At 62.1% G+C, this 15,896-nt stretch carries 13 protein-coding genes; all 13 read left to right on the top strand.

Annotated elements, in window-relative coordinates:
* The 13 genes from GC162_20310 to GC162_20250 all read left to right on the top strand — a co-directional run bounded on the left by GC162_20310 (window position 1) and on the right by GC162_20250 (window position 15,597).
* Window positions 1-1,464 (top strand): efflux transporter outer membrane subunit, encoded by a 1,464-nt coding sequence (locus tag GC162_20310; GenBank protein ID MBI1370984.1) that lies wholly within the window; start codon window positions 1-3, stop codon window positions 1,462-1,464.
* A 96-nt stretch (window positions 1,465-1,560) separates the two neighbouring features.
* Window positions 1,561-3,759, top strand: a complete 2,199-nt coding sequence (locus tag GC162_20305; protein MBI1370983.1) for a PAS domain S-box protein — start codon at window positions 1,561-1,563, stop codon at window positions 3,757-3,759.
* Window positions 3,760-3,767: 8 nt separating this feature from the next.
* Window positions 3,768-4,421: a response regulator gene (locus GC162_20300; GenBank protein MBI1370982.1), complete on the top strand. Its 654-nt coding sequence runs from the start codon at window positions 3,768-3,770 to the stop codon at window positions 4,419-4,421.
* Window positions 4,422-4,499: 78 nt separating this feature from the next.
* On the top strand, window positions 4,500-4,895 hold the full coding sequence (locus tag GC162_20295) for a response regulator (GenBank protein ID MBI1370981.1): 396 nt from the start codon (window positions 4,500-4,502) through the stop codon (window positions 4,893-4,895).
* Window positions 4,896-4,929: 34 nt separating this feature from the next.
* Window positions 4,930-5,751 carry a hypothetical protein gene (locus tag GC162_20290; protein MBI1370980.1) on the top strand — a complete coding sequence of 274 codons (822 nt, stop codon included), beginning with the start codon at window positions 4,930-4,932 and terminating at the stop codon, window positions 5,749-5,751.
* A gap of 31 nt (window positions 5,752-5,782) precedes the next feature.
* On the top strand, window positions 5,783-6,355 hold the full coding sequence (locus GC162_20285; protein MBI1370979.1) for a hypothetical protein: 573 nt from the start codon (window positions 5,783-5,785) through the stop codon (window positions 6,353-6,355).
* A gap of 29 nt (window positions 6,356-6,384) precedes the next feature.
* Window positions 6,385-8,634 carry a hypothetical protein gene (locus GC162_20280; GenBank protein MBI1370978.1) on the top strand — a complete coding sequence of 750 codons (2,250 nt, stop codon included), beginning with the start codon at window positions 6,385-6,387 and terminating at the stop codon, window positions 8,632-8,634.
* Window positions 8,635-8,677: 43 nt separating this feature from the next.
* The gene (locus tag GC162_20275) at window positions 8,678-9,970 is read left to right on the top strand and encodes an alpha/beta hydrolase (GenBank protein MBI1370977.1); all 1,293 of its coding nucleotides are present in this window, start codon (window positions 8,678-8,680) and stop codon (window positions 9,968-9,970) included.
* 821 nt (window positions 9,971-10,791) lie between these two features.
* On the top strand, window positions 10,792-11,622 hold the full coding sequence (locus tag GC162_20270) for a DUF3313 family protein (GenBank protein ID MBI1370976.1): 831 nt from the start codon (window positions 10,792-10,794) through the stop codon (window positions 11,620-11,622).
* A 63-nt stretch (window positions 11,623-11,685) separates the two neighbouring features.
* On the top strand, window positions 11,686-13,125 hold the full coding sequence (locus tag GC162_20265) for a sulfatase-like hydrolase/transferase (protein ID MBI1370975.1): 1,440 nt from the start codon (window positions 11,686-11,688) through the stop codon (window positions 13,123-13,125).
* Between the two features lie 229 nt (window positions 13,126-13,354).
* Window positions 13,355-13,828 carry a hypothetical protein gene (locus tag GC162_20260; protein ID MBI1370974.1) on the top strand — a complete coding sequence of 158 codons (474 nt, stop codon included), beginning with the start codon at window positions 13,355-13,357 and terminating at the stop codon, window positions 13,826-13,828.
* 251 nt (window positions 13,829-14,079) lie between these two features.
* Complete coding sequence (locus GC162_20255) at window positions 14,080-14,889, top strand: hypothetical protein (protein ID MBI1370973.1); 810 nt, start codon at window positions 14,080-14,082, stop codon at window positions 14,887-14,889.
* Between the two features lie 399 nt (window positions 14,890-15,288).
* Complete coding sequence (locus GC162_20250; GenBank protein MBI1370972.1) at window positions 15,289-15,597, top strand: hypothetical protein; 309 nt, start codon at window positions 15,289-15,291, stop codon at window positions 15,595-15,597.
* The last annotated feature ends 299 nt before the right edge of the window (window positions 15,598-15,896 follow it).

Genomic DNA, 15,896 nt, shown 5'->3' with positions numbered 1-15,896 from the left:
ATGGAGTGCATCGTGATGAAAGTTCCGCGTTCTGAACTTGTCCGCCGACGCATCGGCGCGGGGATCATGCTCATCGTTGTCGCCGCGCAGGGCGGGTGCATGGTCGGGCCGAATTTTCAGTCGCCCAAGGCGACGGTGCCGGACGCATGGACAGTGTCGGCGCCGGCGGAGGTCGAAGCGCCGCACACGTTGACGACCGCGCCGGCGGATGCGGTGCGGACATGGTGGACGCAATTCGGCGATGCGGAGCTTGAGGCGCTGATCGACCGGGCGGTGACGGGCAATCTCGATCTTCAGGCGGCCCAGCGACGGATCCGTCAGGCGCGGGCGGCGCGGGGCGTGGCGCAGGCGGCGCTGTGGCCCGGCGCTGACACGTCCGGCTCGTACGCCCGGGTGTTCCCGCGCGGGGCCAGCGCCAGTCACGATCTGTTCCAGGCGGGGCTCGACGCGGTATGGGAACTGGACATCTTCGGCGGGACGCGGCGGAACGTCGAAGCGGCCGAGGCCGACATCGCCGCTTCGATCGAGGACTATCGAGATGTGAAAGTCACGCTCGCCGCCGAAGTCGCGCTCGACTACATCACGCTGCGCAGTCTTGAGCGTCAACTGGACATCGCCCGTCGCAATCTTGAGACGCAAAAGCACAGCGCGCAGGTCAGTCAGCAGCAGTTCGACGCCGGTCTGGTCAGCGGGCTCGACGTCGCCAACGCCAACGCCCAGGTCGCCACGACCGCCGCGCAGATTCCGCTTCTGCAAAGCGCGGAGCAGCAGACGATGTACGCCCTGAGCGTATTGCTGGGCAGGATGCCGCTGGATTTGTCGACGGAATTGAGCGAAGCGCGGCCGATTCCCGCGCCGCCCAAAGAGGTGCCGATCGGCTTGCCCTCGGATCTGTTGCGTCGCCGGCCGGACATCCGTGCGGCGGAGGCGCGGCTGCATGGTGCGACGGCGCGCGTCGGCGTGGCGACGGCGGACCTGTTCCCGAAAATCTCGCTGACCGGATCGCTGGGGCTCGAATCGGATCAGCTCAAATCGGTGACAAGCTGGAGCAATCGCTTCTGGTCCATCGGGCCGTCGGTGAGCTGGCCGATCTTCGATGCGGGGCGCATCCGGTCGAACATCCGCTTTCAGGAAGCGGCGGAACAGGAGGCGCTGATCACGTATGGCCGAACGGTGCTGACGGCGCTTCAGGAAGTGCAGAGCGCGCTGGTGGCGTATGCCCGCGAGCAGGAGCATCGCAAGCTGCTGTCCGATGCGGTGACGGCCGACCGCAAGGCCGTCGATCTGTCCAACAAGCTCTACACCCAGGGCCAGATCGATTACCTGCGCGTGCTCGATGCCGAGCGTTCGCTGCTCGCGTCCGAGACCGCGCTGGCGCAGAGCGACGAAGCGATGTCGAGCGTTCTGATTTCGCTTTACAAGGCGCTGGGCGGCGGTTGGGACCTGGCCGACGATCCGCATTGACGCTCGTGATCCATGACCCGAATTGGCCTGATGATACGCGGGAGACCCTGATGACATTGCGGACCTGCTCGGGTGGAGTGTATCTTTCGCAAACTCATGAATCTGCTGATTCCGATCTGGTCGATGGTCGCCGCGGCTTGTCTGACGCTTGCGATGGTGCACATGGTGGTGTGGCTGCGCCGGCGGAGCAGTCTGGCGCATCTTTTGTTCGCGGGCTCGGCGGCGGCGGTTTCGATGTTCTCGGTGTGCAACATGTTCATGATGATCGCGCGCACGCCCGAGCAATACGGATTGGCGATGCGCTGGCTGGAAGTGTCGATCGTGCTGTTCTTCGTGTCGTGCGTCTGGTTTCTGCGGACGTATCTGAAGGCGGGGCCGGCGTGGCTGGCGTATTCGGTGGTCGGATTGCGCGTGTTGATGGTGATCTGGAACCTCTGGTCGCCGTACAGCGCCAACTACGTTCGCATCGACCATCTTGATCGGGTGCAGTTTCTGGGCGCGTCCGCCGCCGTGGCGCGCGGGCAGTTGAGTGATCTGCGATTTCTCGGCGAGTTGAGCGAGTTGGGCTTTTTCATCTTCGCGGTCTGGACAATGATCACCGTCTGGCGCCGCGGCGATTACCGCCGTGCGATTCTCGTCAGCGGCAGTCTGGCCCTGTTCATGCTCATCGCCGCCGGTCAGGCATGGCTGGTGTTTCACGGGCGGATGGTCGCGCCGTTTTACGTCGTCCCGGCGTTCATGGTGGTCATCGCGGCGATGGGCTTCGAACTCGGCGGCGACGTGGTGCGGGCGGCGGAACTGACCGCGGTCGTGCAGGCGCGTGAGGCGGAGCTGCGCGAAGGCGAACGGCGCATGGATCTGGCGTCCGGGGCGGCGCGGCTGGGGCTTTGGGTCTGGGACATGGTGCGCGATGACATCTGGATCCGGTCGCCCGGCCGCGCGCTCTTCGGCGTCGACTCGGCGGACGCGATCAACTTCGAGGATTTTTTGCAGGCCCTGCACCCTGACGACGTCGAACATGTTCGCAAGCGGATCAGGGAAGCGGTCGACGGCAATGGCGAGTACGAGGCGGAGTATCGAATCATCCTGCCGGACGGCTCGACGCGATGGATCGCCGCCCGCGGGCGGGTGGATCGCGACGGCGAAGGCAGACCGCTTCGGATGCTCGGCGTCTCGCTGGACGTCACGCGACGGCAAATGGCGGAGGAAAGATCGCAATCGATCGTCGAAGCGGCGCCCAACGCCCTGCTCGTGGTCGATCGCGAAGGCGACATCCTTATCGTCAACGCCCAGACCGAAAGGACCTTCGGATACGACCGTCGCGAACTGGTCGGCCGAAAGATCGAGATGCTGATTCCCGATCGCTTCGCCGCCGAGCATCGCCATCTTCGACAAGGATATTTTCAAAAGCCGGCGATGCGCGCCATGGGCGCCGGACAGGAGCTTTACGGCCGGCGCAAGGACGGAAGCGAGATTCTCATCGAAGTGGGACTGACGCCCGTCCAGATCGGACAGCAATGGTGCGCGATGGCTTCGGTCGTCGACATCACGGAGCGCAAGCGCATCGAACTGGAACTGTCGCGTCAGCGCAACGAGCTGGCGCATCTGTCGCGTGTGACCATGCTCGGCGAACTGTCCGGCTCGCTGGCGCACGAATTGAATCAGCCGCTGGCGTCCATTCTCAGCAACGCACAGGCCGCCCAACGTTTCCTCGCGCGCGACAATCCCGACCTCGTCGAAGTGGGCGACATTCTTCGCGACATCGTCGAAGAGGACCGGCGCGCCGGCGAGATCATCTTCCGCCTGCGCGCCCTGCTGCGCAAAGGTGAAGTCAATTACCAGTCGGTCGACCTCAATGAACTGGTCAAGGACTCGCTGCGGCTGATCCGAAGCGATCTGATCAACCACGGCGTGGCGTGCCAGATCGACTACGCTCTGCGACCGACGACGATCAATGGCGATCGAGTTCAACTCCAGCAGGTGCTCATCAACCTCGTGATGAACGCCTGCGATGCCATGGGCTCGATCGCGCGGAATGGGCGGCAGTTGATCGTCCGGACCGCGTCGGAGGACGGACATTGCCGGGTCAGCGTGGCGGACCGCGGCATCGGCGTGCCGGAGGGCCAACTGGAGACGATTTTCGAAGCGTTTTACACAACCAAGGGCGAGGGCATGGGGCTGGGCCTGGCGGTATGTCGTACAATCATTCATGCCCACGGTGGTCGGCTGTGGGCCACAAACAACTCCGACTGCGGCCTGACGATCCACTTCGAGCTGCCGCTGATCCAGGCATGACGGTGCGCATGAACACGCCCAAGCCGATTATATATCTTGTGGATGACGATCCGTCGGTGCTTCGCGCGCTGCGGCGATTGCTGGTCATCGCGGGACACAATGTCCAGACGTTCGATTCGCCGCAGCGGTTTCTCGATGAGCATGACGCGACGGTACACGGGTGTGCGATTCTGGACTTGTCCATGCCGCAGTTGACGGGGTTGGACCTGCAACGGGAGCTTGCGGCTCGCGGATGCACGCTGCCGATCATTTTTCTGACGGGCCGGGGCGACATTCCCAGCAGCGTCAAAGCCATGCGTGCGGGCGCGGTCGATTTTCTGACGAAGCCGGTGCATGACGAGGATCTGATCGCGGCGGTGCATCGGGCGTTTGAACAAAGTCTCGCCGCCCGGCTGACGCAGGCGCGCGTGGAGGACGCCACGGAAGGTCTGGCCCTTCTGACGCCGCGCGAGCGCGAGGTGCTCGCCCACCTGATCTGCGGCAAGCTCAACCGGCAGATTGCAGCGGACTTGGGCACGGTCGAGAAAACCATCAAAGTCCATCGCGCCCGGGTGATGCAGAAGATGAAGGCCGGTTCAATCGCCGAACTGGTCCGCATCGCGTTGGTGCTGGGCATCGAGCCAGCCGATTCCGGGGCTTCGGGGGCGTCCAAGCCCTCCTGATCGCCCGCAAATTTTTCCGGCGGGTATTGGCCCAAGGTCCAATTCATATCTCTTGCCTCGTCCCTACGATCGGTCCCGATGACCGACGAGGCAATCCTTATTGCGGTGGTCGACGACGAAGAGTCGGTGGTCCGGGCGCTGCACCGACTGCTTCGATCAGCGGGCCTGGACGTGCTGGCATACAGCAACGGCCAGGCATTTCTGGACGCATTGGCGGACCACCACTTCGACTGCGTCGTACTCGACCTGCACATGCCCGAGGTCGACGGCTTCGAGGTGCAGACGCGACTGGCCGAGGCCGGGGCGAGCATGCCGCAGGTGATCATCACCGGTCACGACACGCCCGAAGCCCACCGGCGCGCCATCGACGGCGGCGCCTCGGCGTACCTGCGAAAACCCGTCGATGGTCCGGCACTGTTAAACACGATTGACGCGCTCGTCCGTGGGAAGACGAGTTCGGACTCCAATCCCTGATCGAACCACCTTCACCCCTTGAGAGCAGACAACCATGCGAAAGCACTCCCTTATGCAGTCGGCTTCGAGCATCGCGATCATCCTCGGCCTCAGTCTCTGCTTCGGCGCCGCAACGCAAGCCGCCGAGGAAGCGCCGGCCGCCGGGACCGATTCCGGTTGGCACTTTGACATGAAGTCATGGATCTGGCTCATGGGCATGAAGGGCACGATCGCGATCGGCCCCGTCAAGGCGGACGCCGACGCGAGCTTCGGCGATGTGCTCAAGGCCTCCGATTCGCTGCTGGCGTTCTCCGGCCGCATCGAAGCGGGCAAGGGCCCGTTCACCGGGTACATCGACGGCATGTGGGCCAAGATCGGCGTCGACAATCGCTCGGGCCCGCTGGGCATCGGCGACATCGACGTCAATCAGGAAATGGGCATCGTCGACTTCGGCCTGATGTACCGCATCTACGACGGCCCGCTGCTCGGCGAGCGTCAGCCCGCCAATCACGACTCGAGCGTCGACGTCTATGTCGGCGGTCGGTACATGACGCTGAGTCTCGAACTGAGTCCCGCGGTCGTCGCCGCGCGGACGCTCGACAAGGATTGGGTCGATCCGATCATCGGCATCAAGCTCGTTCAGCCGCTCACCGACAAGCTTCATTTTGAAATCTGGGGCGATGTCGGCGGGTTCGGCGTCTCGTCGGACATCACCTGGTCCGCCACCGCCGTGCTCGGCTACGACACCAAGATATTCGACCTGGACATGACGCTTTACGGCGGCTACCGCGCGATCGGCTGGGACTTCACCGACGGCGGGTTCAAGTGGGACGTGATCCTGCACGGTCCGACCCTCGGCGCCACCATCTGGTTCTGATCCACACCTTCCACCGTTCGGAGTTTTCGTGATGAATGCCTTCAAGTTCGCTTCGTTTGTCATGCTCGCCGCGCTCACCGCTTCACTGACCGGCTGCGCGACCCCGCAGGGCGCGACCCGGGCCGAGAAAATCGCGGATGTGCAGCAGATGCGTTCGGAATCGCTCTCGCTCGTCTACTCAAAGATGCCGTCGATGCGCGACACGCTGGCCCGCGCCGCCGGGTACGGTGTATTCAGCGGCATCAGCACGCACACCATCATCATGTCCAGCAGCAACGCCTTCGGCGTGATCCGCGACAACACGACCAAGAAGGACACGTACATGCGGGCGCTGAAGCTGGGCGCGGGACTCGGGGCGGGGGCTCAGACGGTCCGCGTGATCGTCGTGTTCCATGACGCAAAGACGATGAACGACATCCTCGATCACGGCTGGAGTCTCACCGGACGCGCCGAGGCGGCGGCGAAAGTCGGCGACGTCGGCGACTCGGGCGCCGTCGTCATCGCCCTGCCCGGCATGAGCATTTATCGATTCACGCAGACCGGCGCGATGGCCGGCGGCGCGATCGAAGGCGCCAAGGTCTGGAAAGACGACGAACTGAACTGACTCCCCCGCCGCTCGCCTGGAGATGCCCAGTGAAACCCTTCGCGATCATCCTCATCGCCCTGCTGACGTCGCTCGCAAGCTTCGTCCCGTTCGCTCGGGCTCAGTCCGTCGACGAATGGCCGCGAATGTACGAGTCGGATGGCAACGTCGTCGTCCTGCACCAGCCGCAGATCGAAAGCTGGACGAAATTCGAGACGATCGAATTCTCCGCCGCCGTTTCGGTGCAGCTCAAGGGCGAGAAGGAGCCGCACATGGGCTCGTTGCGAGCCGCGGCATCGACGAAGATCGACAACGACTCGCGCATGGTGCTCATCGGCTCCCGCAAGCTTCATGACATCAAGTTCCCCGATGCCGGTCCGTTCCAGGCGGGCAAGCTCCGCGACGTCGTCGAGGAATCGCTGCCCAATGAGAAGCCCATGACGATCGGACTCGATCGCGTGCTGGCGTATCTGGACGGCGACAAGGCGGAGGTCCCGCAGGTGGAGGTCAATCTCGATCCCCCGCCGATTTTCCGCAGCGAGCAACCTGCGGTGCTCATGATTTTCCTCGGCGAACCGCGCCTCGAACCGGTCAAGGACACCGGTCTGCTCACCGCGGTGAACACCAACTGGGATGTGTTCTTCGATCCGACGTCGGGACGCTACTTTGCATTGGTCGATGACAGTTGGATCACGACGGACGATCTGACCAAAGGTCCGTGGGTCCCCGCGCGTGCGTTGCCGGAGGGGCTCACCAAGTTGCCCAACACCGAAGACTGGAGCGAGGTGCGCGCCCGGGTGCCGGGGCAGCCCATGGCGGCGGCGCCGAAGGTTTTCGTGACGCATCAGCCGTCGGAGTTGATCGTCACAGATGGTCCGCCCGCTTACACGCCGATTCCCGGCACGCGCCTGCTTTATGTCGCCAACACGGACAGCGACCTGTTTCTCAATTCGGGTGACGGCAATCACTATCTACTGACCGCTGGTCGATGGTTCCGGGCCAGGACGATCGACGGACCATGGACCGCAGCGAGCCGCGATCTTCCCGTCGACTTTGCGCTGATTCCCGAAGACAGCCCGCGCGGGCGCGTGCTCGCATCGGTGCCCGGCACCGCGCAGGCGCAGGCCGCGCTGATACTCGCCTCCGTGCCGACGAAGGCGACGATCCGCCGGGCTGATGCGTCTGTGGTCGTCGTGTATGACGGGGATCCGACGTTTGTGGTCATCAATGGTTCGACCGTGCGTTATGCGAGCAACTCGCCGTACGATGTGTTTCTCGTCGACGGGCAGTATTACTGCTGTTATCAGGGCGTGTGGTTCGTGGCGGGGGCGGCGAGCGGGCCGTGGGTCGTGAGCACGACGGTGCCCGCCGCGATCTATGCCATCCCCCCGACCTGCCCCAAGTACAACGTCACCTACGTCCACGTCTACGACTCCACGCCCGACACCGTCACCTGCGGACACACCGCCGGATACAACGGGCAATTCGTCGCCTGCGGCCTGCTGATGTTCGGCCTCGGCTACGCCATCGCAGACAATGACGATGTCAACATCCGCGTCAGCTACAGCTATTCGTCCTGCTACCGCGCCTCGTGGTTCTCCTACGGATGCGGCGCACGCTACGACTACTACCGCGGCGGATATTTCCAGTCCGCCAGGGTCTATGGTCCCTACGGCGGCGCGGGACGATTCGCTGCATACAACCCGAGCACCGGCGTCTTTCATCGCGGCGCTTACCTCTACGGACCGCGCGGCGAAGCCCACACCCGAGCCGCCTATGACCCATTCACCGGCATCGGCGGCCGCGTGTCCGGCGGGTCCAACGGCTACGGCTCATGGGGCCGCGCTTACGTGAGCAACGGCGACGACTGGGCTCGCGCCGGTTTCCGCGCCAACGACCGCGGCGTCATCGGCGGCGCTCAGACCGGCGCCGGCGGAAAGATCGCCGCCGGACGGGGCGAAAACGGCGGCGCCATCATCGGCACAACTGCCAATGACAATGTCTACGTCGGTAAGGACGACAACATCTATCGCAAGACCGACGATGGATGGCAAAAGTACGAGGACGGTCAGTGGGCAAGCCCCGATCGCGGGCCCAAACCCGCCGCCAATGACACCAAGCCGGCGCGCCCTGATGCCAAAAAGCCCGTGAAGAACACGTCGCAAGGCGGTCTGCTCCAGCAGCTCAATCGTGATTCGCAGTCGCGCCAACTCGGCTCGCAGCGTTCCAACAACTTCGAATCCCGCCGCTCCGGAGCGCCCGTCAGCGCCCCCGCCGGTCCCGGAGAAAGACGCCGCTGAACCGAGGCACGAGCCCCTTGTCACCGGAGCGATTTAACCATCCATGAAACCGATGCGCTTCCAACCTGGTCTGCTTCTTGTGCTGCTGACGCTGGCCGGCTGCTCCGGCCCGACGCTTGTCCCCACACCCGCACTCTTCATCGGAGCCGCGGACAATCCCTTCGCCGATGTGCCGCCCTCGCATCAACAGCCGGCGGTGACGCTCATCTACGGTTCGGATCGCACATTGGCGGAAACGGAACAAGACGCCAAGGATCCATCGCTCGCCTACGACTACGGCCGCGCCCGCACACTGACGGTAGGCACCTGCCGGGTGAACATCGGCAAGGATTTGACATGGGAACAAGTCGTCGAACAAAGCCGCACGGCTGATCGAAAGATGGACCTGCCCATGAGCATCGACGCGCCGGCACCGCTGGCGACCTTCGCGCCGACGGACAATCCGCCGATCGCCCAAGGCGATCAGCTCGTCGAAAGCCCGGAGGATGTCGCGACGGACCGTCGGGCCGTCGATGCACTTCACAAGCTGTTGGCGGAGCAGCTAGCCGATGCGCCGCGCAAGGAAGTGTTCGTCTTCGTGCATGGCTACAACAACACGTTCAACGATGCTGCGCTGCGTATGGCGCAGCTTTGGCATTTTCTTGGCCGGCCCGGCGTGGGCGTCATCTACTCCTGGCCGGCCGGATTCGAGGGCGGCATGCTCCGCGGGTACACCCACGACCGGGAGTCCGGCGAGTACAGCATCTACCACTTCAAGCAGTTCATCCGCGCGATTGCGTCCTGCCCGCAGGTCGCCAAAATTCATTTCATCGGCCACAGCCGCGGCACCGATGTACTCATCACCGCACTGCGCGAACTGCACATCGAGAACAACAATGATCCATTGACCACGCGGCACAACCTCAAACTCGGACAGGTTGTGCTCGCCGCTCCTGATCTCGACTACGAAGTCGCCACGCAGCGCATCATCGCCGAGCGCCTCGGCGCTGCGTCGGAAGGTGTGACCGTCTATCTCAACGCCGAGGACCGCGCGATCGGCATCTCCGACTGGCTCTTCGCCAGCGCACGGCGACTCGGACAATTGCAGGCGACGGACCTGACGGATCGGCAGCGCGCGGCGTTCGAGCGGCTTGAAGAGCGCGTGACCTTCGTCGACGTCCGCGCGAAGGTCGATTTCATGGGACATGGCTACTTCGTGTCCAACCCCTCCGTGCTTTCGGACCTGATTCTCCTGCTGCGCGACAATCGACCGGCCGGCGCGGAAAACGGCCGCCCTCTGATTCGACACGGCAGCGCCTTTTGGGAGCTCTACGATGGATACCCCAAACCAAAATAACCATTCATTGTGCCGTTATGCCCGCGGCCGGCGCGCCGCGTGTTTGTGCATGCTCATCGTGATGATGACGGGCGCGTCGGCGCTGGCGCAGACGCCGGCGCTGCCGACGGTGCCGCAGCTCGAGGAGATGATGGCGGCCAAGGAGTATCGGCTGTGCCTTCAGCAGATCGCCCGGCTGCTGCGCGTCGCCGGAGCGGCGGAGAAGTATGACGTGCCGGCGCTGCATTTGATGCGCGGCGAGTGCCTGCTGCAACTGGAGGATCGGCAGTCGGCGATCGTGGTCTACCGCATGGCGGAGAATTCGGAGAATGTCGATCAGGCAGCGGAGGCGCAGGCGATGGACCTGCTGCTGACGCGCTGCGAGAACCTCATGTACAAATCCGCCGCCGATCCGAACGCCGCGCCCGTCGGTGTCGTCGATCCCGAATCGCGCAAGACCGCACTCAAGCAGCTCAGGGAGGATCAACTGATCGTGCTGCGGCCGGCGATCAACAAGGCGATGGCTGACAATTCGCTCAAGCCGACGATCACGCTTCTGCCGCGGCTCATCGAGCTTCGAGCGCTGGAGTTGATCACGCAAGGCGACGATGCTCAGGTCGGTTCGTCGGTGGGTCCGCTCGGCGAGCATGCACGCGGGCTCATTACGGCCGAACTCGACCGGATCGATCAGCGTCTGGGTCAGATTCAGACGCTCGCCAATCAGCAGATCAGCGGCGGCGTGGTCGGACGGCGCGGACGCACATGGGGCGGATACGACGAACGCCGGGGCCTGACTTCGACGGAGCGCAACGAACTGCGCGACTTCGTCACGTATCTCACCGATGTCCGCAAGGTTTCACTCGAAGGTCAGAAGGTCGCTCGATTCTGGAAGGGCAAGCCCGATGCATGGGCCCCGCAGATCGAGCGCAGCACCGCCACGCTCCGCAAAGCCCAGGACATTCTCGCAACGGAATAGATGCATGGTTGGAACATCCGTGCACACATATCTTTCGCCACACATAAGGACTCGACCCATGACCCACCTTCGTACGCTTCTGTTCATCACGACGCTCGCCCTCACAGGGGCCCTCACCGGATGCAGTGCTTCGCCGCGGTCCCATTCCGGTTTCCTCGGCGACTACTCCAAACTCCAACCCAGCGCGAAAGTCGATGGCGCCATGAGCTATGTCAACCCCGGCTTTGACCTGTCCAAGTACGACAAATTCATCATCGACCCGATCGGCGTGAACTTCGCGCCCGACGCCTCCGGGGCGTCGGTCGATCCCAAGACGCTCAACGACATGGCGCAGTACCTGCGCGCCAAATTGATCGAGGATCTTTCCAGGAATTATCAGGTGGTCGACAAGCCGGGCCCGGACACGCTTCGGTTGCGCGTGGCGATCACCGATCTGAAGAAGGCCAATCCGATCTTCAATGTTCACCCGGCGACGAAGCTCAGCGGCGTGGGCCTCGGGGCCGCGTCGATCGAGGCGGAAGGACGCGACGCCTCCACCGACGAGCAGATGTTCGCATTCATCCATACCCGCAGCGGCGATCGCATGACGCTCGTCGAAGGCCTTCAGGAATGGGGCCACGCCAAACAGGCGATGGACTTCTGGTCCAAGACGCTCGTCGACCGCGTGGACGAAGCGCACGGGAAAACGAAGCCCTGAACATGCGGCAGCCGATGCGCGAATGATCCCCTCACTCGATTCAACACTCATTGGAGAGCTCTCATGATAAAGCAGACCATTCTTGTCGTCGCCCTGTTGCTGATCGGTTCGTTGTCGGGCTTGAGTCAAGCCGCCGATGCGGCTCGCCCCAACATCGTGTACATCGTCGCGGACGATCTGGGCTGGAAGGACGTCGGGTTCAACGGGTGCACCGACATCAAGACGCCGAACATCGACAAGCTCGCGGCGGGCGGTGCGAAGCTAGCGCAGTTTTATGTGCAGCCGATGTGCACGCCGACGCGGGCGTGTCTGATGACCGGTCGGTATCCGTACCGCTACGGTCTTCAGACGGCGGTCATCCCCTCCGTCGCCGACTACGGACTGGACACGGACGAATGGCTCATGCCGCAGGCGCTCAAGGATGCGGGGTACAAGACCGCGATCATCGGCAAGTGGCACCTCGGTCATGCGGACAAGAAGTACTGGCCCAAACAGCGCGGCTTCGACTACCAGTACGGCGCAATGATCGGCGAGCTGGACTACTTCACGCATGAAGAGCACGGCGTGCTGGACTGGTATCGCGACAACAAGCCGGTAAAGGAAGAGGGCTACACCACGCAACTTCTGGGCAACGACGCGGTCCGGTACATCAACGAGCAGTCGGCCAACGCGCCGTTCTATCTGTACCTGACGTTCAATGCGCCGCATACGCCCTACCAGGCGCCGCAGGAATACATCGACCGTTACAAGAACATCGAGGAGCCGACCCGCCGAGTGTATGCTGCGATGGTGGCGTGCCTTGATGACGAGATTGGCCGCGTCGTCGATGCGCTCGATCAGAAGGGCCTCCGCAATAACACGCTCATCGTGTTCCACAGCGACAACGGCGGGACGTTCAACGCCATGTTCGCCGGCGTCATGGCCGACGTGTCGAAAATCAAAATCCCCTGCGACAATCAGCCGTATCGCGACGGCAAGGGCTCACTGTTCGAAGGCGGCACGCTCGTCTGCGCCGCCGCCAACTGGCCCGGGCACATTCAGCCGGGCCTGACGGTCAACGGTCTGATTCACGCGGTGGACATGTATCCGACGCTGGCGCATCTCGCCGGCGCATCCACCGACAAGTGCAAGCCGCTGGACGGGCTTGATGTTTGGGCGGCGATCAGCCAGAACGATCCGTCGCCGCGCCAGGAGATCGTCTACAACGTCGAGCCGTTCCGCGGCGCGATCCGCGAGGGTGATTGGAAACTCATCTGGCGCACGATGCTTCCTTCGTCGGTCGACCTCTACAACCTTAAGGATGATCCGTCGGAAAAGACCAATCTCGCCGCCGATCATCCCGACAAGGTGACCGAGATGCAGTTGCGGATCAACGCGCTGGCCAAGGACGCCGCCAAGCCCCTGTTCCTCATGACGCAGATGAAAGTCGTGATGAAGAACATGAACGGCGAACCGCTCATGCCCGGCGAAGACGTCAACTACGAACCGGAGGTCGCCCCGTAACAGGTCATGGTTGCACAAGCAGCAAGACGACATGGTGCGGCCTAGTCTTCGCATCGTGTTCAGAAACTTCGTGAAACCGTCATACGTCCATGTTGTACTGTTGGTCCGCCAGCTTCACCGCGCTGGCGACCGGGTTCACCTTCAATCGCTCGACGTACAGCTTATTGGGCGTACCGTCATGATCAAGACGGACCTGCGCTGGGCGCGGATCGCGTGGTGACGCAAGGCGATGACATGGACCGGCCGACGCGAGCGGCGGGACGCCGACACGCTGTGCCCCGTCGATCAGGCCGGCCGCGTGGCGGACTTCCACGCCTTGCGCCATACGTTCATCACCAAGTCAGGCGTCGCCCAGGGCGGTGGCCAGGACGCTGGCCCGTCACTCGACGATCATGCTGACGATCGACCACTACACGGAACGCTGGTTGAGGATGAACGGGCGGCACTGGACAAGCTGCCGACGATCAACTCCGCCGCCCTGCGGGTCGATGCCGTCGCGAATGCGATCAGGACCGCCGACATCGCACCAAAGCGCGCACCACTTATGCACCAAACAGGGGCCGATGTATTCCCCGACGCGTCATCGTCCGCCATCTTGGGCAGGATCGAAGGCGGCGCGGTTAGCGCGTCCAGTGATGTTCAAAAACCCCGTGAAAACAAGGCAACAAAAAAACAACGCCGGCCATGGTGCGTCATCGCGTGACACTTGGGCCGGCGTCAATGCCCCCCCTTGGACCAGAACACCCCCCGGATTCCTCGGGAAATACTGCAAGTTCGCATCCCGATGGGTCAATATCTGGGTCACTCAGCCCAGACCTCTACCGCCTGATCGTCTCATGGGATAAACTACCCCCGTCGATCCGCTCTGCGATGATGGCGTTGGTGGACTCACAGGGCCGGGATCGGAAACGGGGTTGATCTATTTTTTTTCACATTTAACTGCGGGGGTTCATCATGCACACGCTCGTTCAGCACCGATCAGCCGGTATCCTGTCGGGGTATATCGCCAGTCATACACATTCCGATTCGCGTCTGGCGATCGTCGTATTCTACATCTCGTTGCTTTTGCTAACGGCGGGCTGTTCGATAACAAAGCCTGCTGTAGGCTATGACGTTCACAGTGACGAAGTGTACAAGGGAACGGTCACAATGAGCATGGTCGATGGTACGGGGACAATCTCCGTCATCGGAAACAAATCAGGAAATAGAGCAGACGGGCAAGCGGCGTGGAAGTGGGGGCTGGGTAATCCGCACGGCGGCACACTTTCGATGGACACACAAGACGGACGTAGAGTATCCGGCAAATGGGTGGGAACCACATCTACATCGGGATACGGAACGGCGACCGACCAGTTCGGAAATTTGTACACGCTCGTTTTTGGATTAGAACCGTCTGAAGAGCAAGCATGGGTCGAAGCCCAGCGCCAAGCAACAGCCAAGACATCGAATAAGGGTGTCTCTGGAATCTCTCAAAAGCCATATTGGGCATCGGAGTTTCACAGTGGTGAGGCAAGTCGATCAGAATTGCTATTTCGAGAGTGGCAGATGGCCTTGGGCGAAGAAACATATAACGCGATCCATTCGGGTCTGTCCGAACCGGGGGCGATAGCGCACTATGCCATCACGGCCACAGCCGTCCGCGAATCAAATCTCAAAGCGATGATGGTTCACGAGGGTGTTTCCTCGGACAGGGCGGATGCATTCATCTCGGGCTACAAGGAAAGGCTTCCTCAGGATATCCTCTGGCTTCTACAGGAAAGATGAATACCGGATCGACACATTGAGCAGTCCGATTTTTTTGGCGGAAATTTTCGAGACACCACAACAATATCGAATGAGTTGGCTTCCCCCCTCCCCCCCGTCAGCGAAATCGTTCCACTTCTGAAACGGTTCCACCCCCGTAATGGTTTCGCTTGTGGCCATCAATGCGGGCTAGTGAATGAGTTGTCCTCCGGGGGGTTCGGCCCTCTGAAAAAGTCGAACATCGGCATGTCACGCTTTCACCTCTGTGGCGTATATAGATACGGCACGAGGAGGAAAGAGATGACTTACGACGAGACCAAAGCGCTATCGGCAACGGAACCGCCGCCACGGCCTAGTTCGTTCTCGGACTCAAAGTTCCGCCCCCACCGGCGTAGGTATATGCAGGGGGAGAGGAAAAGGATGATCCACATCCGTAACGAATCAACGCCGAAAGGTCGCCGGTCGTCACCGTCTAGGTTCGTTCAGTCGTTCGCAGAGCTATCCGTCGTGTGCGGCGCTTTCGTCGCTTCACGCGGAGGAAGCCCAACCGGATTCATCTGTCTGGGGTTGCTGTTCGCATTGATAGCCGCACCACAGGCGACGGGGAAAGCGGTGATGATGCTGGTGGGGCTGCTGACCGATTCTGTTGACAAGCAACCCAGCCAGACCACACAAGCAAGACCTCCCGACAAAGACTCCGAATCGGACAATCTCAAAGACCAGACTTGACATCCCTCTGGTCTTGTGTATTCTTAATTCTGTAGAATCAAAAACGACAATTATGGGTTCATCCTTCAAAACAAGGGGTAAACATGCCATGAGCAATGACAACAGCAACAACAAGGCGTTCGCATATTTACGAGTTAGCAGCAAGGGTCAAGTGGACGGGGGGTCAAGTCCCTGTCGTGCTGTAAATTCGTGAAGGGGCGGGTGTCTGGACGGCGGGTTGGTGTTGGGTGTTGAAGGTCTGATTCAGTTCCTTTCGGATCGCATCGATCTGTTGACGGTCGAAGCTCGTCATCTTGATG

This window comes from Planctomycetota bacterium (assembly GCA_016125255.1).
GTDB lineage: Bacteria > Planctomycetota > Phycisphaerae > Phycisphaerales > Zrk34 > RI-421.
Note: the sequence above shows the minus strand (reverse complement) of the source record. Positions and strands in the feature narration are given on the sequence as shown.

Bases quoted from the DNA above. Each gene is read 5' to 3' on its own strand.
- GC162_20310 (MBI1370984.1), top strand. From the start codon at position 1: ATGGAGTGCATCGTGATGAAAGTTCCGCGTTCTGAACTTGTCCGCCGA.
- GC162_20305 (MBI1370983.1), top strand. From the start codon at position 1,561: ATGAATCTGCTGATTCCGATCTGGTCGATGGTCGCCGCGGCTTGTCTG.
- GC162_20300 (MBI1370982.1), top strand. From the start codon at position 3,768: ATGAACACGCCCAAGCCGATTATATATCTTGTGGATGACGATCCGTCG.
- GC162_20295 (MBI1370981.1), top strand. From the start codon at position 4,500: ATGACCGACGAGGCAATCCTTATTGCGGTGGTCGACGACGAAGAGTCG.
- GC162_20290 (MBI1370980.1), top strand. From the start codon at position 4,930: ATGCGAAAGCACTCCCTTATGCAGTCGGCTTCGAGCATCGCGATCATC.
- GC162_20285 (MBI1370979.1), top strand. From the start codon at position 5,783: ATGAATGCCTTCAAGTTCGCTTCGTTTGTCATGCTCGCCGCGCTCACC.
- GC162_20275 (MBI1370977.1), top strand. From the start codon at position 8,678: ATGAAACCGATGCGCTTCCAACCTGGTCTGCTTCTTGTGCTGCTGACG.
- GC162_20270 (MBI1370976.1), top strand. From the start codon at position 10,792: ATGTCCGCAAGGTTTCACTCGAAGGTCAGAAGGTCGCTCGATTCTGGA.
- GC162_20265 (MBI1370975.1), top strand. From the start codon at position 11,686: ATGATAAAGCAGACCATTCTTGTCGTCGCCCTGTTGCTGATCGGTTCG.
- GC162_20260 (MBI1370974.1), top strand. From the start codon at position 13,355: ATGACATGGACCGGCCGACGCGAGCGGCGGGACGCCGACACGCTGTGC.
- GC162_20255 (MBI1370973.1), top strand. From the start codon at position 14,080: ATGCACACGCTCGTTCAGCACCGATCAGCCGGTATCCTGTCGGGGTAT.
- GC162_20250 (MBI1370972.1), top strand. From the start codon at position 15,289: ATGATCCACATCCGTAACGAATCAACGCCGAAAGGTCGCCGGTCGTCA.